Origin of the sequence: Companilactobacillus halodurans (assembly GCF_009600995.1) — a bacterium.
Taxonomy (GTDB): domain Bacteria; phylum Bacillota; class Bacilli; order Lactobacillales; family Lactobacillaceae; genus Companilactobacillus; species Companilactobacillus halodurans.
Genome location: NZ_VDFO01000009.1, coordinates 40,357 through 64,724 on the forward strand (window position 1 = coordinate 40,357; position 24,368 = coordinate 64,724).

General features: G+C 36.5%; 21 protein-coding genes. 7 read left to right on the forward strand and 14 right to left on the reverse strand.

The window, feature by feature from the left end:
* Positions 1–3: 3 nt before the first annotated feature.
* Positions 4–2,643, reverse strand: a complete 2,640-nt coding sequence (gene mutS, locus FHL05_RS03440) for a DNA mismatch repair protein MutS (RefSeq protein WP_153385980.1) — start codon at positions 2,641–2,643, stop codon at positions 4–6.
* A 24-nt stretch (positions 2,644–2,667) separates the two neighbouring features.
* Positions 2,668–3,471 (reverse strand): TIGR00282 family metallophosphoesterase, encoded by an 804-nt coding sequence (locus tag FHL05_RS03445; protein WP_153385982.1) that lies wholly within the window; start codon positions 3,469–3,471, stop codon positions 2,668–2,670.
* Between the two features lie 189 nt (positions 3,472–3,660).
* Here FHL05_RS03445 and FHL05_RS03450 point away from each other — a divergent pair, with 189 nt between their 5' ends.
* Both FHL05_RS03450 and FHL05_RS03455 read left to right on the forward strand, forming a co-directional pair.
* Positions 3,661–5,430: a DUF2075 domain-containing protein gene (locus tag FHL05_RS03450; protein ID WP_153385984.1), complete on the forward strand. Its 1,770-nt coding sequence runs from the start codon at positions 3,661–3,663 to the stop codon at positions 5,428–5,430.
* A gap of 1 nt (position 5,431) precedes the next feature.
* Entirely contained in the window at positions 5,432–5,770 is a 339-nt protein-coding gene (locus FHL05_RS03455) for a nucleotide pyrophosphohydrolase (RefSeq protein WP_153522007.1), read from the forward strand.
* A gap of 62 nt (positions 5,771–5,832) precedes the next feature.
* Here the strand turns inward: FHL05_RS03455 and FHL05_RS03460 are convergent, their stop codons facing one another.
* Positions 5,833–6,528 carry a DUF554 domain-containing protein gene (locus FHL05_RS03460; protein WP_153385988.1) on the reverse strand — a complete coding sequence of 232 codons (696 nt, stop codon included), beginning with the start codon at positions 6,526–6,528 and terminating at the stop codon, positions 5,833–5,835.
* Positions 6,529–6,603: 75 nt separating this feature from the next.
* Entirely contained in the window at positions 6,604–7,413 is an 810-nt protein-coding gene (locus tag FHL05_RS03465; protein ID WP_153385990.1) for a MerR family transcriptional regulator, read from the reverse strand.
* A gap of 150 nt (positions 7,414–7,563) precedes the next feature.
* On the opposite strand from FHL05_RS03465, the gene FHL05_RS12505 reads away from it, so the two are divergent.
* Positions 7,564–7,935, forward strand: coding sequence for a hypothetical protein (locus FHL05_RS12505; protein ID WP_238706866.1), 372 nt, complete (start codon positions 7,564–7,566; stop codon positions 7,933–7,935).
* Positions 7,820–10,072: an isopeptide-forming domain-containing fimbrial protein gene (locus FHL05_RS03470; protein WP_238706867.1), complete on the forward strand. Its 2,253-nt coding sequence runs from the start codon at positions 7,820–7,822 to the stop codon at positions 10,070–10,072. Before FHL05_RS12505 ends, FHL05_RS03470 begins: the two co-directional genes overlap by 116 nt.
* A gap of 53 nt (positions 10,073–10,125) precedes the next feature.
* Here FHL05_RS03470 and FHL05_RS03475 read toward each other — a convergent pair whose 3' ends face one another.
* The 4 genes from FHL05_RS03475 to groES form a co-directional block, all read right to left on the reverse strand.
* Positions 10,126–10,686, reverse strand: coding sequence for a hypothetical protein (locus FHL05_RS03475; protein ID WP_153385181.1), 561 nt, complete (start codon positions 10,684–10,686; stop codon positions 10,126–10,128).
* Between the two features lie 124 nt (positions 10,687–10,810).
* A complete protein-coding gene (locus FHL05_RS03480; protein ID WP_153385180.1) occupies positions 10,811–11,698 on the reverse strand; it encodes an alpha/beta hydrolase in 888 nt (295 codons plus the stop codon).
* Positions 11,699–11,851: 153 nt separating this feature from the next.
* Entirely contained in the window at positions 11,852–13,489 is a 1,638-nt protein-coding gene (groL, locus tag FHL05_RS03485; protein WP_153385179.1) for a chaperonin GroEL, read from the reverse strand.
* 53 nt (positions 13,490–13,542) lie between these two features.
* Complete coding sequence (gene groES / locus FHL05_RS03490; protein ID WP_153385178.1) at positions 13,543–13,827, reverse strand: co-chaperone GroES; 285 nt, start codon at positions 13,825–13,827, stop codon at positions 13,543–13,545.
* Between the two features lie 141 nt (positions 13,828–13,968).
* Between groES and FHL05_RS03495 the strand changes: the two genes are divergently transcribed.
* A complete protein-coding gene (locus tag FHL05_RS03495) occupies positions 13,969–14,595 on the forward strand; it encodes a CPBP family intramembrane glutamic endopeptidase (RefSeq protein WP_238333965.1) in 627 nt (208 codons plus the stop codon).
* 76 nt (positions 14,596–14,671) lie between these two features.
* On the opposite strand, the gene FHL05_RS03500 is transcribed toward FHL05_RS03495, so the two are convergent.
* The 5 genes from FHL05_RS03500 to FHL05_RS03520 all read right to left on the reverse strand — a co-directional run bounded on the left by FHL05_RS03500 (position 14,672) and on the right by FHL05_RS03520 (position 20,415).
* The gene (locus tag FHL05_RS03500; protein ID WP_153522009.1) at positions 14,672–16,243 is read right to left on the reverse strand and encodes a hypothetical protein; all 1,572 of its coding nucleotides are present in this window, start codon (positions 16,241–16,243) and stop codon (positions 14,672–14,674) included.
* Positions 16,240–16,587, reverse strand: a complete 348-nt coding sequence (locus tag FHL05_RS03505) for a hypothetical protein (RefSeq protein ID WP_153522011.1) — start codon at positions 16,585–16,587, stop codon at positions 16,240–16,242. Before FHL05_RS03505 ends, FHL05_RS03500 begins: the two co-directional genes overlap by 4 nt.
* A gap of 441 nt (positions 16,588–17,028) precedes the next feature.
* Positions 17,029–18,309 carry a cation:dicarboxylate symporter family transporter gene (locus FHL05_RS03510; protein WP_153522013.1) on the reverse strand — a complete coding sequence of 427 codons (1,281 nt, stop codon included), beginning with the start codon at positions 18,307–18,309 and terminating at the stop codon, positions 17,029–17,031.
* 452 nt (positions 18,310–18,761) lie between these two features.
* On the reverse strand, positions 18,762–19,730 hold the full coding sequence (manA, locus tag FHL05_RS03515) for a mannose-6-phosphate isomerase, class I (protein ID WP_153385174.1): 969 nt from the start codon (positions 19,728–19,730) through the stop codon (positions 18,762–18,764).
* A 19-nt stretch (positions 19,731–19,749) separates the two neighbouring features.
* On the reverse strand, positions 19,750–20,415 hold the full coding sequence (locus FHL05_RS03520) for a redox-sensing transcriptional repressor Rex (RefSeq protein WP_153522015.1): 666 nt from the start codon (positions 20,413–20,415) through the stop codon (positions 19,750–19,752).
* 137 nt (positions 20,416–20,552) lie between these two features.
* Between FHL05_RS03520 and FHL05_RS03525 the strand changes: the two genes are divergently transcribed.
* Both FHL05_RS03525 and FHL05_RS03530 read left to right on the forward strand, forming a co-directional pair.
* Positions 20,553–22,466, forward strand: coding sequence for an ABC-F family ATP-binding cassette domain-containing protein (locus FHL05_RS03525; protein ID WP_153385172.1), 1,914 nt, complete (start codon positions 20,553–20,555; stop codon positions 22,464–22,466).
* Positions 22,467–22,551: 85 nt separating this feature from the next.
* Positions 22,552–23,403, forward strand: coding sequence for a DUF368 domain-containing protein (locus FHL05_RS03530; protein WP_153385171.1), 852 nt, complete (start codon positions 22,552–22,554; stop codon positions 23,401–23,403).
* 40 nt (positions 23,404–23,443) lie between these two features.
* On the opposite strand, the gene FHL05_RS03535 is transcribed toward FHL05_RS03530, so the two are convergent.
* A complete protein-coding gene (locus FHL05_RS03535; RefSeq protein WP_153385170.1) occupies positions 23,444–24,154 on the reverse strand; it encodes a hypothetical protein in 711 nt (236 codons plus the stop codon).
* Between the last annotated feature and the right edge of the window lie 214 nt (positions 24,155–24,368).

Genomic DNA, 24,368 nt, shown 5'->3' on the forward strand with positions numbered 1-24,368 from the left:
TCTCTACTTTAATTTTTTCTGCCACTTGTAAATCAAGTTAATGGCTTCAATTGGCGTGACACCCATTAAATCTTCATTGGTTAATTCTTTAATAATTTGACTCTCCTTAGATGAGAGTTTTTTAGGAGCTTTCGGTTCTGGGAAAAGCGATAATTGCGTATCGTCAGCTGTTGGTGCTGGCTCTTCCACTTTTAACGTCTCCTCTTTTTCCGGCTTCTTTTCTGGTACTTCAATTGGCTCTGCTTCTTCTTCTGAAAGAGTCGTATGAACAGAGGTTTTCTCAAGGTTATTTAAAATCTTGCTAGCCCGAGTCAAAACATCATCTGGTAAACCGGCTAGTTTAGCTACGTGAATACCGTAAGATTTATCAGCTGGTCCAGGTAAGACTTTGTGCAAGAAGACTAAATCGCCATTTTCTTCTGAAGCGTCAACGTGAACATTACGTAATCCTGGCAACTGACTTTCTAATTCCGTCAATTCATGATAGTGGGTTGAAAACATCGTCATTGCTTTAACATTCTTGTCGATATATTCAATGATAGCTTGAGCTAACGCCATGCCATCATAAGTGGCTGTTCCTCGACCAATTTCATCGAAGATAATCAAACTATTAGCTGTGGCATTCTTTAAAGCATCATTAGCTTCACGCATCTCGACCATGAAAGTACTGTCACCGGAAATTAAATCATCAGCGGCACCGATTCTCGTAAAGATGTGATCAAAAATTGGCATCTTGGCTGACTCTGCTGGTACAAAACAACCGATTTGAGCCATGATAACAGTCAAGGCTAATTGACGCATATAAGTACTTTTACCAGACATATTAGGTCCAGTTATCAACAGGATGTCGGTTGAATCATCAAAATTAACATCGTTTGGAATATAGCTATTGTTGCTCAAGACTTTTTCCACAACGGGGTGACGACCATTTTTAATGTCTAATTGATGACCTTCGATAAAAGTAGGTGCGACATAGTGGTAGTCTTCACTGACCACCGCAAAACTTTGGAGAACATCTAATTGAGATAAAATATTAGCTAAAGCTTGGATGCGGCGAATTTGGTCTTTGATTTGTTTTCTGATTTTATCGAACAAATGATATTCCAAACTCTTGGACTTTTCTTCAGCTTCAAGAATCAAGCTTTCCTTTTCCTTTAATTCAGGCGTGATATAACGCTCAGCATTGACCAGTGTCTGCTTTCTTTGATAACGATCTTCGGGGACTTTGTCGATATTAGCCCGACTAACTTCGATGTAATAGCCAAAAACTTTATTGTAGCCAATTTTGAGATTATTAATACCAGTCTCTTCTTGTTCCTTAGCTTTTAAAGTTGCCAGCCATTGCTTGCCATTTTTGGAAGCATCGAGATATTTATCAAGTTGTTCATCAAAGCCCTCTTTAATCAAGCCACCGCCAGTTACAGAAATTGGAGCTGCTTCAACGATTGCCTTGTCGATAAGTTCTCTAATGTCAGCTACTTCGTCGATTTTTTCCACAAATGCTGTCAATTCATCGTCACCGATATCTAAGAGAATCGATTTAATCTCTGGGACTTGTTCTAATGATGTCTTTAATTGAATCAAATCACGTCCATTGACGGTCCCATAAGCTACTCGACCGGCTAAACGTTCCAAATCATAGACTTTAGTTAAGTAGTCTTGGAAAGATGAACGTTGGAAATAATTGTCCAAAAAGACTTGCACGAAATGTTGACGACGTTTTAACTTATCCACGCTCACTAAAGGACGAGCTACCCATTGTTTTAACAAACGGCTTCCCATAGCAGTTTTAGTTTCATCTAACAGCCACAAAAGCGTTCCTGATTTTTTATTAGTGCGCATGTTCTTGAACAGTTCCAAGTTGCTTTGAGCCGAGTGATCCATGGCTAAATATGCCGAAATCTCATAAGGTTGAGCGGCTTTTAAATGGTCTAGTGAACGCATTTGTGTCTTAATCAGATAACTTATCAACAACTTAACGGTTGAAACTTCTTGGTCAGAAGTGACTTGTGAAAAGTCGAAACTGTAGTTTTCTTCCAATTCATCTAGCTTAGAAATTAAAATGCCTAGTTTGCGTAATTTATCGAGATACTTTTGAGGGAAAGTGCCATAAACCACTGTTTCTTTGGTATCAAGGTTTTGCAATTCATTGGTCAAATCTAATTGTGTGGAAACAGAAGTTACTTTGACTTCACCTGTTGATAAGTCGGCGTAAGCTAAACCAAATTTTCCATTGTTAGCTGTAATTGCGGTGATGTAATTATTTTCCTTAGCTTGGTCAGTCTTGTCCATGATGGTACCTGGTGTGACAACACGAGTAACGCCACGTTTGACCATTTTGCCTTGAGCATCAGCAGGATTTTCTAACTGGTCGCAAACGGCAACTTTGTAGCCTTTATCCACAAGCGTGTCAATATAGCCTTCGATTGCATGGTGCGGCACTCCACACATTGGGATGCCTTCGTCAGCTTTTTTATTGCGAGATGTCAGCGTCAATTCCAAGATTTGAGAACCCTTGACGGCATCGTCATAGAACATTTCATAAAAATCACCAACTCGATATAACAAAAAAGCATCTGGGTATTGTTTCTTATACTCCAGATATTGCTCCATCATTGGCGTTTCTTTAGTTTTTTGTGGCATGAATTCCCTCCACTTATTTTTTAGTTAATTTAGAAAATTTTGATTATTTGGTGTGATGACGTAATTCTTAATACTACGAGCGTAGTTGGTTTTATCATTTATTTCAACGACGCAGAAATTGATTTGCATGCGACCATCTTCATCGACGTCAAATTTGTTTGGTCTTTGAGTGAGGAAACGGTTGATAATAGGTTCCTTTTTGTCACCAAGAATCCCATCATATGAACCAGTCATTCCGACATCTGTTAACAAAGCTGTTTGTTTGTTGATAACCTGTGCATCATTTGTTTGGACGTGTGTATGCGTTCCAACAACCGCTGAAACTCGTCCAACCATGTAGTTGGCAAAAGCAATTTTTTCACTTGTTGTTTCAGCATGGAAGTCTACAAATTTTATGGCATCCTTGTCCAATTTGTCAATTAACTTGTCAGCAGCAATAAATGGATTATCGAGCGGCTGCATCAAAGCAGTTCCTTGCATATTGATGACATCAACTTTTTTACCATTAACGTTAATTTCAATGTAGCCTCTTCCAGGAACGTGGTCCCCAGAAAAGTTGTACGGACGCAAAATATTTTTCTTGGGATCATCAATGAAATCCAAGACTTCGCGTTTATCCCAGCTATGATTTCCACCGGACACGATATCAGCACCAGCACGAGTAATCTTTTGATAGTCTGGTTCTTTGATACCTTTGCCACCAGCGGCATTTTCACCATTAACAATCGTTAATTGTGGCTTTACCCTCTTTTTAATCTCAGGTAAATATGTTTCTATAGCTTTAATGCCGACAGAGCCGACGACATCTCCTACGAAGAGTATTTTCATTACGTTTTTATCCCCAATCTTTACCTATGATATTGTATCAATTTTAGCAGAAATTAAAAAGACCAGACGAACGTCTGGTCGGTTTATTTTGAATTTTAATTTAGCTGCCGATTCCTCATCAAATTTACTTTTACTCGATCAAAGAAAACAGGTATTATGATCTTAAAATCAAATAAGGGAATCTAAACAATGGATAAAGATATTTCGTCACCAATCATTGAAGAAATTAATTATGATAATGACTCTTTGACTGAGCTTGAAAAGAAAATAAATTCAACTGATAAATCAAAGCTCTTATTCAGGTATCCAACTATTTATATCGTCAACGAGAAAACTAATTCTAAGAAAAATCAAAAATCATTTGACAATTATTCTGTTTACGTCGGTGAAACTAATGATATAAAACGTAGAACCAATGAACATCTTCAAATCGATTCAAAGGAAAGTAAATTTTGGAAAGATATTGAACAATCTAATAGTGCTGAAATGTTTTTGATAGGACACAGCCACTTCAATAAATCATTAACTTTAGACATTGAAAACCGTTTGATGCACTATATGTCAGGAATAGATTCTGTCAAAAGTATTTCCAATAAAAGGTCGAATCAGCAAGATGAGTATTATACATCTAATGAACTAGATAGTATTTTTCAAAAAATCTGGACTGGTTTGAGAAATAAAAAAGAACACCTTTTTCCACCACTAAACGTTATAAAAGATTCCGCCATTTTCAAAGCATCGCCCTTTCATAAATTAACAATTGAACAGTTTAAAGCTAAGGACCAAATTCTTGCCAAAATTGAAGAAGCACTGAATCGCAATAAAAGCGGTCAATTAATTTTAGTAACTGGTGAAGCTGGTGCTGGAAAAACCGTTTTGTTAAGTAACCTATTCTACGAATTATTTCAATTATCGGCTAAGGACAGCGATAATGTTATTTTGAGAAATAAAACCGAAACCTTGCTAGTCAATCATGAACAACAATTGAAAGTTTATCAACAGATTGCAGAGAAATTAGGATTATCAAAAGGAAAAAACAAATCAATAGTTAATAAACCTACTAATTTTATTACCCATCACTCTGTAGATAAAAAAGTAGATATTTTATTAGTAGACGAAGCTCATTTACTTTGGACGCAGGGCAAGCAATCATATCAAGGTAAAAATCAATTAGCTGATTTATTGCAAAGAGCCAAAGTAGTCGTTGCTGTGTTCGATCCAAATCAGATTCTCACAACTGAAGAATATTGGGATGAAAATCAACTTACTAAATTAAAGCTTGATGCTCATGCCAAAAATAATTTGATTGAATTAAAAAATCAGATGCGTATCAATGGGAATGCTGACACTGTGAGTTGGATTAGAAATTTGATTGACAAACAATCTATTTCTAACATTCCTTTTGATGACCAGTATGATTTAAAAATTTTATCATCTCCTGAAAAACTTTATCAAGCCATAAAAACAAAATCTGAAAATCAAGATTCCGGTATTTCTCGGCTTCTCGCAACTTTTGATTGGAAATATATCAACGGGAAAAAAGATGAGAATGGAGATTTATGGCAAGTTAAAATCAATGATTTCTCAATGCCTTGGAATTTACAATTGCCAAAAGTAAAGAAGACAAAAAATTTAGCTTGGGCTGAACAGGAACAAACGATTGATGAAATTGGTTCAACTTTTACTATCCAAGGATTCGATTTGAATTATGCAGGTGTCATTATCGGACCCTCAGTGAAATATCAAAATGGGAAAATTGTTTTTGATAAAACTGCTAGTAAAAATCGTAAAGCGACCCAGAGAAGAAGTTTCCAAGGACAAAAGATTGATAATTCCAATGAATTCTTGAAAAACGAATTAAATGTTCTTTTAACGCGTGGAGTCAATGGCCTTTATATCTTCGCCGTTGACGATGCTTTGCAACAAAAACTCTTAGAAGCACAGAAAGGATCGATTTAATATGTCAAATACTATGGATAAAGTCAATAAATTTCGTGACGACCGCAATTGGAGAAAATTTCATAACGAAAAGGATTTAGCCATTTCCATTTCTTTAGAGGCTTCCGAGTTATTGGAATTATTCCAATGGAAAAAATCTCAAGAGGTCGTCGATAAAAAGCCTGATAAAATTAAAGAAGAACTAGCTGATGTTTTGATTTATTCGTATATGATGGCTGATAATATGAACTTTGATATTGACGAAATAATGGCTGAGAAGCTCAAAAAGGATAGTGAAAAATATCCTGTGGATAAAAGTTTCGGTAATAATAAAAAATACACTGAACTCAAAAACAATTAATTACCAAATTTAAAATGGAGTTACAAATTGATGAAATCTCAATTTGTAACTCCATTTTTTACCTAAAACAACTGCATAATCTCAATCACAACAATTGGAACTGCCAAAGATGGCAATAAATTCAACACTTTAATTTTTTTGATATTCAACAAACCTAATCCAGAGGCAAAAATCAAAACGCCTCCAACAATCGTTAATTCGGTAATCATATTGGTATTAATCGAATTCTGCAATAAAATCGCTATCAGATAAATACTCCCTTGCCAAACAAAAACAGCTATTGCCGCTAGAGCCATCCCTATTCCAAAGGTGGATGCCAAAACGATTGAAGTGATTCCATCGAGCATTCCATTGGTAAATAAGAAGGTCGAGTCATGATTCAATGCTTCTTGAATGGGACCTAAAATCGACAGCGAGCCGATACAGTAGAGTAACACTCCGGTTGCCAAACCCTCTGCTAAATTTTTCCCTCCGTCAGTACTCTTCTTGGAAAATTTACCGACCAGATTATCAAAATGTTTCTCCAAATTGATCCACTGGCCCAACAGTCCCCCAATTGCCAGGCTGACGATGAACAAAACGGGATAATGACTTTTTGGCATCCGTTCGACGACGGCATTGATACCAATCATCATGGCAGCTAATCCCAAAGCTTGCGTCAGAATTTCGTTATACTCAGCTTTAATGCCCTTTTTGAAATAACTGCCCGCAAAACTTCCGGCGATAATCATTATCACATTAAAAATCGTTCCTATCATAGTAATCCCCCAGATACTGTTATTTTAATTCATAAGTATAAACTCTCCAGTAACTAGAGGGTCAATGAAAAATTGTTAAACTATTGGTATTTTAATTTCTGTCACATATTTTGATAGATCATCGGTGATGCCGTAATCGATCAAAGTCGTCTCAACAGCATCGCCGTTGATTTGATAATTATGTTGAGAACAATAATCTATCAGCTTTTGATACTCAGGTCCTGCTGTATTGTGGGTCCCATGAAATCGCAAACGTAAATAAGTTCCCGCTGGTAAAGTTGCGGTTGCTTGATTGTCGGCGCCTGGTTCTAAAATCATGATTAATTCAGTATATTCATCAAACTTTTGGTGCAACAATTGCTCTTTTGAAATTGCCAAAGCAATCTTGCCTAAAAAAATATTCTTCTCCAAATTATACTTTTTGCGTAGCACTGAAATCGGAAATTCAATGTCCTCATTAGGTCGATATGATTCTTTCAAAATAACTACTGGAATAGCTTCTAACTTCACTACTTCTATTTCACCCAACGTACTATTTAAAGCATCCTCAACTTGCAGCAAACGGTCATCGATTCTTTGTTCAACTTTGCGCAGAGTTGTGATTTGCTTTTGTACCTGCACTTTTTGTTCTCTTAGCATTGCTTCCAATTTCGAAGTATCGCGGGCTTCAAAAAAATCTTTGATGGCATCCAATGACAAATCCAAAGTTCGTAAATAAGTTATTACATTTAAGCGTTCAAATTGTTCAGTCGTGTAATAACGGTAATGGTTCTTTGAATCCACTTTAGCTGGTTTCAAAATTCCTACTTCATCGTAGTACCGCAAAGTAGGAATTTTAGTTTTAAATATTTTAGCCAACTGACCAATTGTAAATAATTGATTCATAATTTTTCCTCTTAAATTAATTATTTAATTCATATTATGAAATTTTTTTAGTTAATAGATGGGCCATTAAGTTAATTAATTCACGATATAATGCAAATTGTAGATAGTACAAATTTGTATTAAACGATCAAGTTTTTTGGGGGAATAGACATGAAGTGCCAGAGAACATTTCTAAAAATACTATTCAGTTTCTTTATGACAATAATAATGGTCCTCACTTTTTCAAATAATACAATAACGGTCAAAGCTCTTTCAGAAGCAGACCTTGTTAGTGCTGCCACAAAAATGAGCGAATACGATGGTATTACTAATTGGAAAAGGCAACTGAATTCACCTTCAAATGATATTGGAAATATCACCATTGGCGGAAACGTCTCACTAGGATACACCTTTGGTACTGCAAGAGATGCCAATAATAACGTTAAAGCTGGCGATAAAACCATCACTTCTTCCAGTACCACAGCTACTCAAGGCAGCAGTCCAATTATTACTAATTCAAAAATCAACGTCTTTTTTAAATAATAATGGTAAGTATTACGGAATTTTACACCAAGGAACTGATTCATATAACGGTACTGGTGGCAGTCCACAAATGGCCTCTGATACTTCAATCGACTTCGCACTCTTGACCGCCACTAGTTCAGACACGACTTTCAATAAAACGAGCAACGTTCTAGCTAATTTAAGCGATTACGATAGCACTAACCACATTGCTAAACTTTATTACACTGGAACTGACGCCAACAACAAACCAGTCTTTAAAATCGTTGGTTACTATTCTAAATTACAAGTTTACGTTGAAATCGTTCTAAGACCATCGATCAGTGGTTCACCGGTCGTCCAACGTGAATTGTATGTCTATAATCCTAGCAATGCCAAAAAGCAATTTCAAACTTTCTTCGGAGAAGATACAGCTTTGAGTCCCAACATGGATACCACAGTTGATAATGTCCCCATGTTTGCTATCGGTGACGGTGAAGGACTCTATTTGTTAAGTGGTTCAACCTATGATCCAGCTTCAAAACTATTCGTAACTAATGATGATAAAAATGGCAATGGCTTCAAAGACTTCATGGGACGTGTTTTCTCCAATCCTACTAACTGGGGTGTCAAAGGAAAGCAAGGTTTAGGCAGCAGTGCCAATATGGTTTCGCCTACTCTTCCTTGGGCCAGTAATCCAACCGCCACTCAAAACGGTGATACAGCGGCTGCAAAAGATGCTAATTTGTTAAAAGGTAAAGATAATTCTGGGAAAGAATATGATGTTGTTGATACCAACAACAAACAAGATACAGCTTATACTCTCAGATGGCCGGAAACAAATTTGGCAGCTGGTGGCGTATCTCGTTACGTTTCAAATATTGGTGCTACTATTGCTGGTTATGCAATTCCTATTGTTAGTAAAACTTATGAGAATTTAACATCAAAAGATGGAAAAAACCATGTTGGCGATACTTTACGATTTACTTTGACCACGAAAAATGATGGTTACAACGCAACTTGGATTTTAACGAAACTCATAGATGACTTACCTGCGGGGTTAACAGTTAACAAAAATTCTCTTGTCGGTGATTTTAGTGTTAACAATAACACCATTACTTTCAACCCTTACCTTAGTATTGAAGATGGTACTTCAGCTAAAGTTACTTTTGAAGCTACAATCAACAATGAAGCCCCAGACAACTTAACAGATGGTCACTTAACCAATACCGCTAGTTTCACTGGATCTAATCTTGGTCTCAGCGATTCACAAACCTATACTGACAGCGTCGATATTCCTGTCGAAATACCGGATTTTAAATACCGCTTCACTAAGGAACTCAGAAATGACACAACTGACCCAACTGGCGATTTTACCAACAAAGTCACTGCTAAAAAAGATGATATTATCGAGTATCAAATAAAATTTATCAGTAACGGTAAAGATAGTTTGGACAGCTCAACTTTCAGCGATACCTTGCCCGACAGTCTTGAATTAGTTCCTAACAGTGTTACTTTAAATGGCTCCAGTCGTGACAGTCTCAATTTCCCAGTTAATATGCTGGTCAATGGCATGACCAATACCATTAGTTTCAAAGCTAAAGTTACTGGCACAATGGCATCAACTGCTTCCAATACAGCTTATCTGCAAAATGTGAAGACGAGTGGCGACGAAACCTTCAGCAGTCTGCCGACCGAACAGAGTGCCGATGTCGAGATTCAAGAAGCTTTACCAACGACTGCTTTTACAGAGGTTCCTAGTAAGATCGACTTTGGTAGCATCAATAACCCTACCGCTGACAAGTTACTACCTAATATCAGTACAACTGGAAAACTGGTGATCGACCATACCGATGACACGGCCTTTCAAGTGCTGGTCAGTTATGACAATGATGGCTCCGACCCTATCGCTAACACTAATACGAGCGAAAAACTCAACCAATCTAATGACGATTGTCTGTTCTTCAATCAAGCAGATTCTGAGAATTCAGATAACTTCTTGCCGATTACCAAAGATGGTGTAGCCATTAATAGCGCTGGTTTCAAAGGCTCGTATACTGGTTTCGACCTCAGTAAATATATTGGGTTAAAGAAATGGAAGTTGCGCGTTCCCGGAAATACTGATGCAGGAAACTACAACGGCAAAATCACTTGGTCGATTCAAGACGTGCCACAATAATAATTTTTATAAAAATAAAGCTAGTAACCGTTTGATGATTACTAGCTTTTTATTTATGCTTGTTTAACAATGTCAGCTCCAATATTGGCTTTATCGCAAATCATGGCTATGACGTACTGAATTGCTTCGCTATCTTCCCAATCGACTGACAAATCAAGGTTGACTTCACGACTATCTTTTAATTGAACTCGTAAATAATATGGTGTTGGCAAATTAAATATTATTTTCTTAGGGGCATTGAATGAACCACCTAAAACGTTGGCAGGTGCATTCATATCTTTTCCCACGACAACGGTCAAAGCTTTAATATCGCTAAATTTAAAAATAAATTGGTCTTCGCTAAATGGCATCAAAATTGATTGAAATCTGACCGCAAAGTTTTGATAATCGAAAGATTTGATTCCATTATTGTCTACTTCCCAATAGCCATAAAAATCGCTCAAGGTACGTGCAAAAACTAGCCCGCTGATCACTAAAAAGGTAACTCCTAAAATCACTGCTAGGAGCACTAGATGGGTGAAAAAGGCAATTCCTAGTCCGATGATTAATCCGATTCCCCAACTGATTGCCATTGGTACATAATTGATCTTTTGACCAAATTCGATACTTTCCATTCTGGTTCTCTCTTCTATTAGTTTACGGTTATTATTGCTAATTAATAATTTTATACTTTTAATCGTAACATAGGAAATAAAAAGGCGATAATAGAGTTTAATCTACTATCGCTTATTTTTAATTCTATTTAAGATATTTTTTAAAGAACTCTGCTTCATCGTCATTAGCTTGTTTAGCAATATCATCTTTTTGGTTAATTAAGAAAACATGTGCTCTGGGATGTTCTTGATCTCCATACATTTTACAAATATGCGTAATTCCTTTAGCCGTTAAGAAACCATCCATTTTGATCGAGTTGTTTCTGACAAAATCATTATTTGCAGTTGAGATATAAGTTGGTAAAAAGTCTTGATTGATGTATTTTTCGGTATCTAGCTTTTCTCTTTGAGATTTCACAACTTCATCCGTAAAGTAGCCACCGACAGCACCTGAGATAGTCCCTGGATCAAGCATGAAATTAGCTGAACTATTCAAAGCTACTGCCCTGAATTTCAAATCAGGTAATTCGTAACCAAACAATTTGCGATACTTATTATTGGTCAAAATGGTTACATATTGTTCAGCCATTTGACCACCAGCACTGTCACCGACTAAAAAGACATTGTTAGTATCTAAATCATATTCTTTAGCGTGATTAGCTACCCAATGGATATATTGGTCGACTTGATTCAATTCTTCTGGAAAAACTGCATCTGGAGCTAGCTGGTAATTAGGATTAACAAAAGCAAAACCATTCTTAGCCCAATTCAAGCCATAAAATTGATATGTTTCCTTTGTTCCATAGCACCAGCCGCCACCATGGATATTAATAACTGTTGGAATTGGTTTATCAACATTTTCTGGTAAATAAATATCTAAGAGATTCCATTTGGGATCTGGACCATAAGAAAGGTTATCGATTCTTTTAACACCTTTAACCTTGGTGGGAAGTCCAGCATCCCTTTTATCATCATTTGTTTGGAATTCTTTTCTCATTGCTAAAATAGCTTCAGTAATTTTTTGATTTGTCATGAAATAAACACCCCATGTTTATTTTATAACTTTATTCAACAAAAAAACCTCTCAAGTAAATAGATTCATTTTCAATCTACTCACTTAAGAGGTAATTAATTTTTAATTTAAATATTTAAATCAAGACTAACCAATCAGTAATTTATTTAAAAATTACATCATGCCGCCCATACCGCCGGCTGCAGGATTGCCACCTGCTGGAGCAGCGTTATTATCTTTTGGTTCTGGCTTGTCAGCAACAACAGCTTCAGTTGTCAACAACAATGCGGCAACACTGGCTGCATTTTGTAGAGCTGAACGAGTAACCTTAGTTGGGTCGATGATGCCGGCCTTAACCATGTTTTCCCACTTGTCGCTAGCAGCATTGAAACCAACTTCATTATCTTGTTGCTTGATGTGTTCAACGATAACTGAACCTTCGAAACCAGCATTTTCAGCAATTTGACGTAGTGGTTCTTCAAGTGCACGAGCTACGATGTTGATACCTGTTTGGACGTCACCGTCTTCTTTAAGGCTTGTAACCTTATCAAGTACATTCATCAAAGCTGTACCACCACCAGCAACGTAACCTTCTTCAACAGCGGCACGTGTTGAGTTTAGAGCATCTTCAATTCTGTACTTACGTTCTTTCAATTCAGTTTCAGTAGCAGCACCAACTTTAACAACAGCAACGCCACCGGCTAATTTAGCCAAACGTTCTTGAAGCTTTTCTTTGTCAAAGTCTGATGTTGTTTCACCAATTTGCTTCTTAAGTAAGCCAACACGTTCGTCAATAGCATCCTTATCGCCAGAGCCTTCAACGATTGTTGTGTTGTCCTTTGTAACTGTAACTTTACCAGCTGAACCTAATTGATCCATAGTTGTATCTTTTAGTTCAAGGCCAAGGTCAGAAGTAATAACTGTACCACCTGTTAATGTAGCAATATCTTCTAGTTGAGCCTTACGACGGTCACCAAAGCCAGGAGCCTTAACGGCAACGACATTGAATGTACCACGAATCTTGTTCAAAACAAGTGTTGGTAGAGCTTCACCTTCAATATCATCAGCAATGATAAGCAATGACTTGCCTTGTTGAACAATCTTTTGTAGCAATGGCAAGATATCTTGAATATTTGAAATCTTCTTATCAGTAATCAAGATGTATGGATTGTCTAAGTCAGCTTCCATCTTGTCGTTATCAGTAACCATGTATTGTGAAATGTATCCACGATCGAATTGCATACCCTCAACAACATCAAGTGTCGTATCGATACCCTTTGATTCTTCAATTGTGATAACACCATCGTTACCAACTTTTTCCATGGCATCAGCAATCAATTTACCAGTTTCTTCACTAGCTGATGAAACTGAAGCTACTTGAGCAATATCGCTCTTGCCGGAAACCTTGTGTGAAATGTTGTGAAGTTCATCAACAGCAGCCTTTGTAGCCTTTTCGATACCACTTCTGATACCAACAGGATTTGCACCAGCTGTAACGTTCTTCATACCTTCCTTAACGATTGCTTGGGCAAGGACAGTAGCTGTAGTAGTACCATCACCAGCAATATCATTTGTCTTTGAAGCAACTTCAGAAACTAACTTAGCACCCATGTTTTCAAAGTGATCTTCTAAATCAATACTCTTAGCAATCGTAACACCATCATTTGTAATTTCAGGTGAACCATAGCTCTTTTCAAGAACAACGTTTCTACCTTTAGGTCCAAGTGTTGTCTTAACTGTATCAGCTAGCTTGTCGACACCAGCCATCATCTTTGAACGTGCATCTTCTGAAAATTTAATTTGTTTAGCCATTAATTTTCACACTCCATAATTAATTTAAATTTTTATTTGATTAATTTTTAATGTTATTCAACAATTGCCATGACATCTTTTTCATGAAGGATCAAATATTCGTTATCTTCATACTTAACTGTTGAGCCAGCATATTTATCGAAAAGAATCTTATCACCTTTTTTAATGCTCATAGGTACTTTCTTTCCATCGTCAGCAACTAATCCGTCACCTACAGCAATAACTTGCGCTGTTTGTGGCTTTTCCTTAGCGTTGTTTGCCAAAACAATGCCACCGACTGTCTTTTCTTCTTCTTTATCGACTGTTACAATGACTCTATCTCCAAGTGGTTTTAACAATTTAAATCCCTCCGATTGATTATTTTTAAGTTTATTATTAATATTTAGCACTCGAAGTTCTCTTGTGCTAATCACAAGTTTTATATTAACATTTTATCAGTAACATGCAAGTATTTACCTTTAAAAAATATGGAGGAAACTATGTCTTACCAAACAAATCAGTTCTTTACACTGTTGACCTATATCCTATTATTATGTTTGGGTACTGGTCTATCAATGCTTTCTGTGACGGGCTCAGGCTATTTTGTTACTTTGACTATCGGTTCACTGATTGCAACCGGAATTATGATTTATTTAGTCAAATTAAGTGGTCGAAATGAATTTGAGAAAAAAACTACTTTAAATCATGATTTGCAGTGGATTATTATCGGAACCATCGGTGCTATTGTTTTGCAATACGGAATTGGCTTTGCTGATCAATTAATTTTTAACGCTAATACCAGTTCCCAAAACACCTTGCAATTATTATTGATGGTCAAAGCTTATCCATACTATTTCATTTACGTTATGATAGCTGCACCAATCATGGAAGAAATCATCTTCAGACGAGTTTTCTTCGCTAACTTGATTAAACCAACCAATGTTTATATTGCTGCAATAATTTCTGCTTGTTTGTTTGCTTTCATGCATCAAGATACAAGATTTTTAGTTTATGTCGCCATGGGACTTTGGTTCTCATTTGTTTATTACAAATCAAAAAATATTTATGCCAGTGCTGGCAGTCACTTATTGATGAATGCCATCGTGTTAACTTTGGCTATTGCCTAGGTCAAGCACTTTACAGAAAAAGACAGATTACTTTCGAATTTTATCGAAAATAATCTGTCTTTTTTTAGCACTAATTTTATTCATCAAGACTATCTACAAAAGTCCAATTTAATTTAGTATGGTAATTTCCAGAAGCATTCATCATCCTATTATCCATTTCCAGTAACACACCCTTGTCAGCACGCCAGCTTAATGAGTTCATTCCCTGGCCACTGGTAGAGTTGGAAACAAGAATGGAGTTATTGAGAAGATCAGCTTCACCATCATCATCGTAATACTTGAGATGTCCTTGTAAAACATTGCCACTATCATCAGTAAAATCGGCAGCTTGACTCAAATATAATTGCACGCCTGATTTACTTCTTCTCATATCATCAACGTTCATAATATTATTTGGCCAATTAGTTTCATCTTGACGATAGATAACTTTCTCATTCCCAATTGGTTTAATGGTTCCATAATCGATATCATTAACTTGATATTCGAGTTTATTGGTAATCAAGTTTAAAGTCCTAGTATCGCCACTTTTCTTGACGGTATTGCCATTATCATCAGTTCCTTCTATATGAGCATTGGACCGGAAGCTCTCACGACTGTTGACGTCACTGACAGTCGTTTGAATTTCAATTTCATGGCTTTGATTGATTCCAAAAGCGAGGTTCTTAATTTTTAAATCATCTTCCCCACTGCCACTAGTAACTGAATAATCATTCGTCTCTTCGCCATCGATCAAAACTTTGTTAACTTTTGTATCTGATCGTAATGGCACCGTATAGGTGGCATCCTTGAGCCGAGCACCATTACTAGTATTAGTGATGGTGGAATTGTAAACTACCTTATCTTGACTGATAACATCATAAATCGTTTTTTCGGTATCACTGTTATTGTCATAGGTATTGTTCTTGATAGTCTCATCTAATTCAATTGTCGGACCTTCTGTTGACAAGACATGTAATTTAGCTTTGTTAGTATCGTATTCGTAAGTCTTACCATTGGTCTTTGCTTCAATGTGGGCAAAGTATTCAGCTCCATCATCATCAAGCGTGGTTGCATCGGTTGTATGGGCAACTGAATTCTTGCCAATTTCAATTTCTGATTGTTCATGAGTGATTGGATCTTCTTTAAACCAACGAATTGAGTAGTTCAAATCCTCTTGTTCTTCGAATTCACCAATATTTCCCATTAAAGCAAAAGTAGCTTTTTCACCGACATTAACGGTTTGATCTTCCAAACCACCACCAACCATTAATTTCGCCTCAGCTTCTTTGGGTGCACTATTGGAACTGTTGACAGCTGTTGCCGTAACGGTCACTTCACCACTTTGTGAACGATTATTAGCCGTAATTAAACCAGTTTCCTCATCAATAGTTGCTAATTCTGGTTTATCAATACTCCACTTAATCGTCCCCGTAAAGTTTTCTGGTTTCACATGTGCTCTGGCATAAGTCGAAGTCGTCGTGATATCTGAAGTCTGATTATAGATATAATCATCATCAGTTGTGACTGTTAAATCATCAACATCGACGTCGCTATCTAAGGTGTGGACCGCTGCAACTTGTGACCAAACCGTTGGCGATAATGCTGAAATAAACATATACCACGCTGTTTTTTGTTGATAATATTTTGTCCCCACTTCTGTCGGTGTCAAAGTAAGATTCTTTTTATTCCCGCCGTTTTTTCTTTAACCTCTGACCAAGTTTTTCCATCGCTACTTTCGTACCATTGATAGTGGGCCCAAGATGTAGCCGTCAGCAAAAAAGTAGCAAAGGATCTCGATTGATCGGTATAGAGTTTAGTCGTGTTATTTTCAACGACATAAGTATTCGCATTCGGTTGTAGATTGTATCCTGAAGTCAACCAGATTCCCAAGAATTTCTTAACATCATCGGTTGGCTCATGTTTGGGTACAACCGTTACCTCATCCTTTAAGTCCAAATTAGCAACTGGAGAATCCAAGGTGTCTGCTTGAATTTCACTGGACTTATCACTCATAAAAAGGCATGCAAAAAAAGAAATCATAACCAAGCAAAATAATATCTTATAAAATTTATTTGACTTGTGCATTATGAATCCCCTTTCATTTTACTAAAAGAATTATATCATGAGATTTAATATATAATAGTCAATATTTGCAAAATATTTTTCAATATTTAGATTGAATTTCGGAGCTAATAATTTGACTTTCTATAAAATATTTGATTTAAAAAAATAAAGTTTCAGAATTTAAAATTATTCCGAAACCTTATTTAAGTTATTCTTGAGAATAAACATTCTAAGTTGCTTCTAGAAAAAAATCCCCCCAATACATTTTGATGCAGACCAAAAAAGCTACTAATTCAAAATACGAATTAGTAGCTTTTTCTTTAATGCTTGAAAGTCGAGTTTGGCAACTTCCAATTATGTGTTTAAATCGTCTATATCACAGGGAGTTAACTAATCCCCACGCTTATATGATGCAACGTACTTTTGACGCTTATCGTCATCGAATTCATGTTCACTCTTAGCAATAATAACTGTTGCAAGAGAATTACCGACAACGTTAACAGCGGTACGTCCCATATCTACAAGACGGTCGATCCCAGCAATGAAGGTCAAACCTTGCATTGGCACACCGATAGTCGATACCGTGGCTAGGAGTACGACAAACGATGCTCCGGGAACTCCGGCCATCCCTTTAGATGTTAACATCAATACCACAACAAGGGTAATTTGTTGCCCAAGGGTCAAATTGATGTTGTAGGCTTGAGCCAAGAATAAGGCAGCAAGAGATTGATAAATAGCTGATCCATCAAGGTTAAAAGTATACCCCGTTGGAATAACGAATGAAACGATTCCCTTTGAAGAACCATATTTTTGCATTTTTTCAATCATCTTTGGCAAAGCTGCTTCTGAACTGGCAGTAGTAAAGGCCAAAGTGACTTCATTTTCAATAATTCTGAATAATTCATAAAACTTAACATGGAAAATATGTCCCACGATTGCCATAACGACAAAGACGAAAAACGCCATTGTGGCATAGGCAATAATGATAAAGAGCAGCAACGGCTTCAAGGAACCGAATCCCATTTCACCGACTGTAACACCAATCAACGCACAGACACCAATAGGAGCTGTCCGCATGACCCAATTAGTGACCTTGAACATAACATTAGCGACGGCATTCAACAAATCAACGATAACTTGGCCTTGCTTACCGATTGAAGCTGTTCCGAGGCCAAAGAAGACTGAGAAGAAGATGATAGGCAACATATCACCCTTGCCGAGTGAGGCGAAGACGTTAGTTGGTATAATACTCATCAATATCGACCAAATACCCGAATGTTTGGCAGATTTAGCGCTCGCTGTATATTGACTAATATCCGAACCTTTTAGACTGTGAATGTCAATAAAGGTACCAGGGTGAGTAACATTAGCGACGATAATACCAATAATAATCGCTAGTGTGGTCATGATTTCAAAATATATTAAAGTTTTTAATCCAATCCGGCCCAACTTTTTAATATCACCCATATTGGCGATACCAACTGTCAAACAGGATATTACAATTGGTAAAACAATCATTTGAATCATGGAGATGAACATTGTTCCAATGTTCTGCATGACTTGGATAGCAGCCTTATTCTGGTAGAATACTTGTCCAAGAATAATACCTAGAATCAAACCAATGATGATTTGCCATCCTAGACTAATTCGAAAAAACCGTTGTCTTTGCAATTTTAATTCTCCTTTGAAGTAACTTAATTTTAATTATAGAAGACTTTTCTTTAAAATGGAAAATGTTAACGATTTCAAATTAAAATTTCTTTCATATTATTAATTTATACGAACATTTACAGAAGCAAGTGTAAAGATTGTTCTTGTTTTAGTTTATTTTGAAGTAAAAAAATACAGAATATACGGATTTTATTTTCCTGTATTCTGTATTTTAGAATTATTTTTGATTTTATTATTAGAATTTGGGTTTTGGTTATGAGATGTGGGTGAAAGAATTTAATAACCAAAATTGGTTAATTGAATAACCATTCTTTCTATTTAATAGTGGAAACGAGTTACGGTGGGGCAACTCCCTACAAGATAGCTACGCCTCCCAAATCACTCGCAAAAAGCGCGAGTAATTCGGGAAGCTAGGCTATCCTCCGGGAGCTGGTCGCCCCACCTTCACTCTCTTAGGCTTCGCCTGATTCAGATGCAATAATATCCAAATCTCCATCCAAGGTCCATTCACTAACTGTGGCTGGTACGATTAAGTGGATGCCTTTCTTCAAGTCGTAATCTTTTCCATCTACGGTAATCTTTCCAGTTCCATCTAGGACTGAAATTAGTGTATACTTACCGATTTGGTGTTTTAAGTTTGCTGGTTCTTTGATTTCCCAGTGATAGACTGAGAAGAATGGTGAGATTGGTGGTTTTACAAAGGTTGTAAATTTGTTTTTACCAACTTGTTTTGATTCAATATCTAATTGTGGGTCTTTATGAGGCACAATGATTGTATCTTCTGACTGTTTAATGTGGAGATCACGCTTCTTGCCTGTGGTCTTATCTACACGGTCATAATCATACAGACGATAAGTGGTATCGCTGCTTTGTTGTGTCTCTAATGCCATGATTCCTTTGTTCAAGGCGTGAACTGTTCCACTTGGTACATAGTAGAATTCACCCTTTTTAACTGGAACTTTTCTTAACAAGTGGTCCCAATCTCCGGATTCGATCATTTGATCTAGTTCTTGTTTATTCTTAGCATTGTGCCCATAAATCAAGTATGAACCTGGTTCAGCATCGATGATGTACCAGCATTCTGTCTTGCCTAGTTCATGTTCGTGCTTAGCAGCATATTCATTGTCTGGGTGTACTTGAACAGATAAACTAGCTTCAGCATCCAAAATTTTAGTCAATAATGGGAATACTTCTCCCTTAGGATTGCCAAATAGTTCTTTGTGGTTTTTCCAAAGGTCATCAACATATTGACCGGCAAATTCTCCGTTTTCGACTTCTGATCTGCCGTGTGGATGTCCGGAAATAGCCCAGCACTCGCCAATTGAACCTTCGGGAATGTCATATCCAAATTTTGTTTCTAGTTTTCTGCCACCCCAAATTTTTTCATGGAATACTGGCTTTAAGAATAATGGTTCACTCATAAAAATTTCCCCCAAAAAATTAATTTGTTTCTTCTGATGATTCTTCTATCTTGTTCGATTTATCACGGTCTAAGAAGAAAATCAACGTCTGCAATTCATTTGCCAAGTCGACATAGTGAACGCGGATGCTGCTTGGAACATTGATAATAACTGGTGTAAAGTTCAAAATTCCACGAACTCCAGCATCTGATAAAATATCAGCAGTTGTCTGGGCAGCGTTAGAAGAAACTGTCAAAATACAGACATCAATCTGTTGAAGATGGAGTTGTTCTTTAAGTTCACTGATATCGTAAACTGGAACTCCACTCTTAACTGTTCCGACAATTTCTTTATTAATATCAAAAGCTGCCGCGATTCGAACATTATTTGTTCGAGAAAAGTTATAATTTAGTAAGGCGTTACCTAAATTACCTACACCAACTAAGGCTACGTTAGTTCTCTTGTCTTGATTTAAAAGCTTCTTAAAAAAAGCTACCAAATCGTTGACATCGTAGCCATAACCACGTTTTCCAAGTGCACCTAGATATGAAAAATCACGTCTAATTGTAGCACTGTCGATTTTAACCCCTTCTGATAGTTCTCCAGAAGAGATTTTTTTTGTGCCCTCATCTTTGAGAAATTGGAAATATCGATAATAAATTGGTAAACGCTTTATCGTTGCGTTTGGAACTGTTGTTTTTGTCATAATTTACCACCATATGTGTGTCATTTCACTAACATTTATACTAAATAAAAATCATAAAAAACGCAACACGTTAATCCTATAAAGGCACAAATTCTTAATTAATGATAAAATTGTGAAGATATAAAGGAGTTATAAACTTGATTCTATTACAAGCACAAAATATTACGAAAAATTTCGGTACCAAAAAACTTTTCTCAAATGTTAGTTTTGAAATTCAAGACAACAGTCGAATTGGATTAGTGGGCCGCAACGGAGTTGGCAAATCAACTCTCTTAAAAATCATTTCTGACCAAGAAAGCTACAATAGTGGAAATATTGCCTTAAAAAAAGATACTAATATTGGCTATCTAGCTCAGGATTCTGGTTTGAATAGTGACAGCGAAATCTTCTCAGAAATGGAGCACGTCTTCGACTACTTGAAAAAGCAGGAAAAAGAAATGCACCAACTGGAAGAAAAATTAGCAGATCCAACCGTAGCCGACTACGATCAAATTTTAAAAGAATACGACCGTTTGCAAACGACTTTCCGTCAAGAAAATGGTTATGGCTATCAATCTGAGATTCGCAGCGTTCTCAAGGGTTTTGGCTTTGACGAAGAAGTTTGGCATGACCAAATCTCAACTTTATCTGGTGGCGAGAGGTCTCGCTTGGCGATGGCTAAGATGCTTTTGGAACACCACGATATCTTGTTATTGGATGAACCAACTAACCACTTGGACATCAATACGGTCGAATGGTTAGAAAATTATTTGAAGGGCTATCGCGGGGCTTTAGTTATCGTTTCCCACGACCAGTACTTCCTCGATAAAGTTGTCACGGAAATCGTTGAAATCAATCAACATTCCTCAACTCGTTATTCAGGTAACTACTCGTTCTATCTTCAAGAAAAGAAGAAAAATCAAGAGGTTGCTTGGAAACATTACGAAGAACAACAAGCGGAAATCAAAAAAACCGAAGAATACATTCAAAAAAATATCGTTCGTGCTTCAACTACCAAGATGGCTCAAAGTCGTCGGAAAAAATTGGAACACATGGATGTCTTGGATAAGCCTGGTAGTGACCAAGGCTCAGTCCACTTCTCATTTGATATCGACAAGGAAAGTGGCAATGATGTTTTACTAGTTAAGGACGCCGCAATCGGTTATGACAATCAAATCATGTCTGAGCCTATCAATTTGGATGTAAAAAAAGGTGAACGTGTTGGTATTATTGGACCTAATGGTATCGGTAAATCAACTTTTCTTAAATCTATTTTAGGCAAGATTCCTATGATCAAAGGAACTAGTCAATTTGGTGCCAATGTTCAAATTGGTTACTACGATCAAAATCTGAAAGGTTTAAATCCTAAAAAAGATGTTTTGCATGAAATTTGGGACCTATATCCTCGTTTAGATGAACAAGTTATTCGAAATAAATTAGGTGCTTTCTTGTTCAGCGGCGATGACGTTTTGAAGCCTGTTGCTGGTTTATCTGGTGGTGAAAAAGCTCGCTTGATGCTGACTAAACTATCTATGGAAAATGATAATTTCTTAGTAATGGATGAACCGACGAACCATTTGGACATTGACAGTAAGGAAGTCTTAGAAGACGCCTTGAAGAGTTTTGCTGGAACTGTCCTCTTCGTTTCCCATGACCGGTATTTATTAAATACCCTAGCTGATAGGATAGTTGATATCAGTTCTAACGGCAGTAAAATCTATCTTGGGGATTATGACTACTACTTAGAAAAAACCACTGACAAGCCTGTTGAAGAGTCAGAAGAGAAGTCTTCAACTGTTAGTGAAAAGAAAGTTGAATATCAACAATCTAAAGAGCAACAAAAACAAGAACGCAAATTACGTCGCCAAGTTGATGAATTAGAGAAACAATTGACTGAACTCGAAGACAAAAATACTGCTATTCAAAAAGAAATGACTAAAGATGAAAATCTCACTTCTTATAGCAAACTGGCCGACTTGCAAAAAGAACTCGATGAAAACAAGCAGCAACAAGATAAAATTGAAGAAGAATGGACCGAAAAGTCGATTGAATTGGAAGATTTCAATTCATAAGTAGACTCTTTAGTCTATTTTTTTATTGCCTTAATCTAATGAATCTGATAATTTAATTTAAACGACTTTTTATTAAAGAGGGCCAATGAAAACAAAACAAGATAATTTTTTAAGTAGATTTATCAAAGGTATCGTGATTGCCTTAGGTTTCATTCTTCCTGGAGTATCAGGTGGCGTTTTAGCCGCCATCTTAGGAATCTATGAACGACTCTTAAGCTTTATGGCACACGTCCGTGAAAACTTCAAACGCGACTTCCTTTATTTTCTGCCGGTAGGAATCGGTGGGATTGTCGGAATCGGCGTCTTATCTAAACCATTAGAATATTTATTACAACACTATCAAGTTATCGTCTTGTGGGGCTTTGCCGGAACAATTTTAGGAACGCTCCCTACCCTAATCAAAGAATCAACTTCACGAACTGATCGTGACAAAATTGACCTTTTATGGTTTTTCTCCATGTTGATTGGTGGTGGATTGTTTCTCTTCTTCATGAGTGAAATCTTTGGAACGATCCCTGCTAATTTCTTTGGCTTCATCATTGCCGGAATTTTGATTGCGCTAGGGGTTTTGGTCCCTGGTTTAAGTCCATCTAATTTGTTGATTATCTTAGGATTGTACACGCCGATGCTGCAAGGATTTAAGGATTTTAATCCACTCGTCTTCATCCCCATCGCAATCGGTGGCGTGATTTCTATGCTGGTCTTTTCTAAAGCCATGGAAAACTTAATCAAACATCATCACTCAAGGGTCTATCACTTCATTTTGGGAATAGTTTTAGCCAGTACGATTCTAATTTTGATTCCTAATCCTTATTCACCCGAAAGTATTTCTTATCAAGGCGTGACAGGTATCGACTGGATTTTAAGCATCGTCTTCTTTATTCTCGGTTGCGGACTAGCTCTGTGGATGAGTAAATTGGAAGATAAATATAAATAAAAATAACGCTGAGAAAATGAATTTATCATTTATCTCAACGTTATTTTTTTAAGTAGTCATTTTTTATTTCGTATGATGTGGTGACACGATTATCTTTAACCTGTTGAATCGAATTTGAATAGCGATTCTCAAAAGTAGCATCATTGCCTGGCTTTAAAGCGTCCATCCCCAGTAAATCTTGGTAATGCAAAACTTGTTTCATCGTAAATTGATTTCCTGATAGTAAACCTAAAATGGGAAAATCCTCAGTTTCCCTAGTTACAAATTGCATGATATTTGAGAATTCCATCTCATCGCTATGTTTAGGGTTCGCAGCATATTCATTAAGTGCTGTATCCTTAAATTTAAAGTCGACCGGATCACTTAATCCACTCCCCCAAACTAAGTTCCAGCTCTTAGTATCATGGTCATACTTTACTCGATGCCATGACTCGTAATTCATTGAAGAAAAAGTATTCTTATTCGATTCAAAAATCAAAGCAACGTAATTAAAGACACGTTCATGATTTTCAGTATAAACATTGATAAAAGGAAAAAAGAGATGTTTTTCATCGATTTTCACATTAAAATCAATCATCTTTGAAATAACGTATTTCCTGATATCAGCTAAAGTTGAGTCCTCTTTTTGGACAAAAGTCGACTTAGGTAGCTCATAAGCGTGATTGGCATTATTCAATGTTTTCGTATAAACATTATCTGTTTGATCATCATACTTTAAAACGACATATGAAATTTTCGTTGTTGTTTTCATTAAAACACCTCCCATATTTTGTAACATAACTCATCCACAATTACACTTCATTTGCATTATAATTCTTTAAAAATAAAATATAACAGTTTTTTTGGCGAATTTTATAATCAAGTTAGCCACTTTCAATAAAATTCCAAAATAAAAACACCAAGACGAAAAAATCAGGTATCATTGGAGTTCTCCACAAACAATGAAAGAGGTTTTTCGTCTTGAT

What these genes read in the sequence shown, in the direction of transcription:
- groL (WP_153385179.1), bottom strand. Translation starts at nt 13,489, where the DNA reads ATGGCTAAACAAATTAAATTTTCAGAAGATGCACGTTCAAAGATGATG.
- manA (WP_153385174.1), bottom strand. Translation starts at nt 19,730, where the DNA reads ATGAGTGAACCATTATTCTTAAAGCCAGTATTCCATGAAAAAATTTGG.
- FHL05_RS03475 (WP_153385181.1), bottom strand. Translation starts at nt 10,686, where the DNA reads ATGGAAAGTATCGAATTTGGTCAAAAGATCAATTATGTACCAATGGCA.
- FHL05_RS03520 (WP_153522015.1), bottom strand. Translation starts at nt 20,415, where the DNA reads ATGACAAAAACAACAGTTCCAAACGCAACGATAAAGCGTTTACCAATT.
- FHL05_RS03445 (WP_153385982.1), bottom strand. Translation starts at nt 3,471, where the DNA reads ATGAAAATACTCTTCGTAGGAGATGTCGTCGGCTCTGTCGGCATTAAA.
- FHL05_RS03495 (WP_238333965.1), top strand. Translation starts at nt 13,969, where the DNA reads ATGTCTTACCAAACAAATCAGTTCTTTACACTGTTGACCTATATCCTA.
- FHL05_RS03450 (WP_153385984.1), top strand. Translation starts at nt 3,661, where the DNA reads ATGGATAAAGATATTTCGTCACCAATCATTGAAGAAATTAATTATGAT.
- FHL05_RS12505 (WP_238706866.1), top strand. Translation starts at nt 7,564, where the DNA reads ATGAAGTGCCAGAGAACATTTCTAAAAATACTATTCAGTTTCTTTATG.
- FHL05_RS03455 (WP_153522007.1), top strand. Translation starts at nt 5,432, where the DNA reads ATGTCAAATACTATGGATAAAGTCAATAAATTTCGTGACGACCGCAAT.
- FHL05_RS03505 (WP_153522011.1), bottom strand. Translation starts at nt 16,587, where the DNA reads ATGAGTGATAAGTCCAGTGAAATTCAAGCAGACACCTTGGATTCTCCA.
- FHL05_RS03460 (WP_153385988.1), bottom strand. Translation starts at nt 6,528, where the DNA reads ATGATAGGAACGATTTTTAATGTGATAATGATTATCGCCGGAAGTTTT.
- FHL05_RS03465 (WP_153385990.1), bottom strand. Translation starts at nt 7,413, where the DNA reads ATGAATCAATTATTTACAATTGGTCAGTTGGCTAAAATATTTAAAACT.
- FHL05_RS03535 (WP_153385170.1), bottom strand. Translation starts at nt 24,154, where the DNA reads ATGAAAACAACAACGAAAATTTCATATGTCGTTTTAAAGTATGATGAT.
- FHL05_RS03480 (WP_153385180.1), bottom strand. Translation starts at nt 11,698, where the DNA reads ATGACAAATCAAAAAATTACTGAAGCTATTTTAGCAATGAGAAAAGAA.
- mutS (WP_153385980.1), bottom strand. Translation starts at nt 2,643, where the DNA reads ATGCCACAAAAAACTAAAGAAACGCCAATGATGGAGCAATATCTGGAG.
- FHL05_RS03530 (WP_153385171.1), top strand. Translation starts at nt 22,552, where the DNA reads ATGAAAACAAAACAAGATAATTTTTTAAGTAGATTTATCAAAGGTATC.
- FHL05_RS03470 (WP_238706867.1), top strand. Translation starts at nt 7,820, where the DNA reads ATGCCAATAATAACGTTAAAGCTGGCGATAAAACCATCACTTCTTCCA.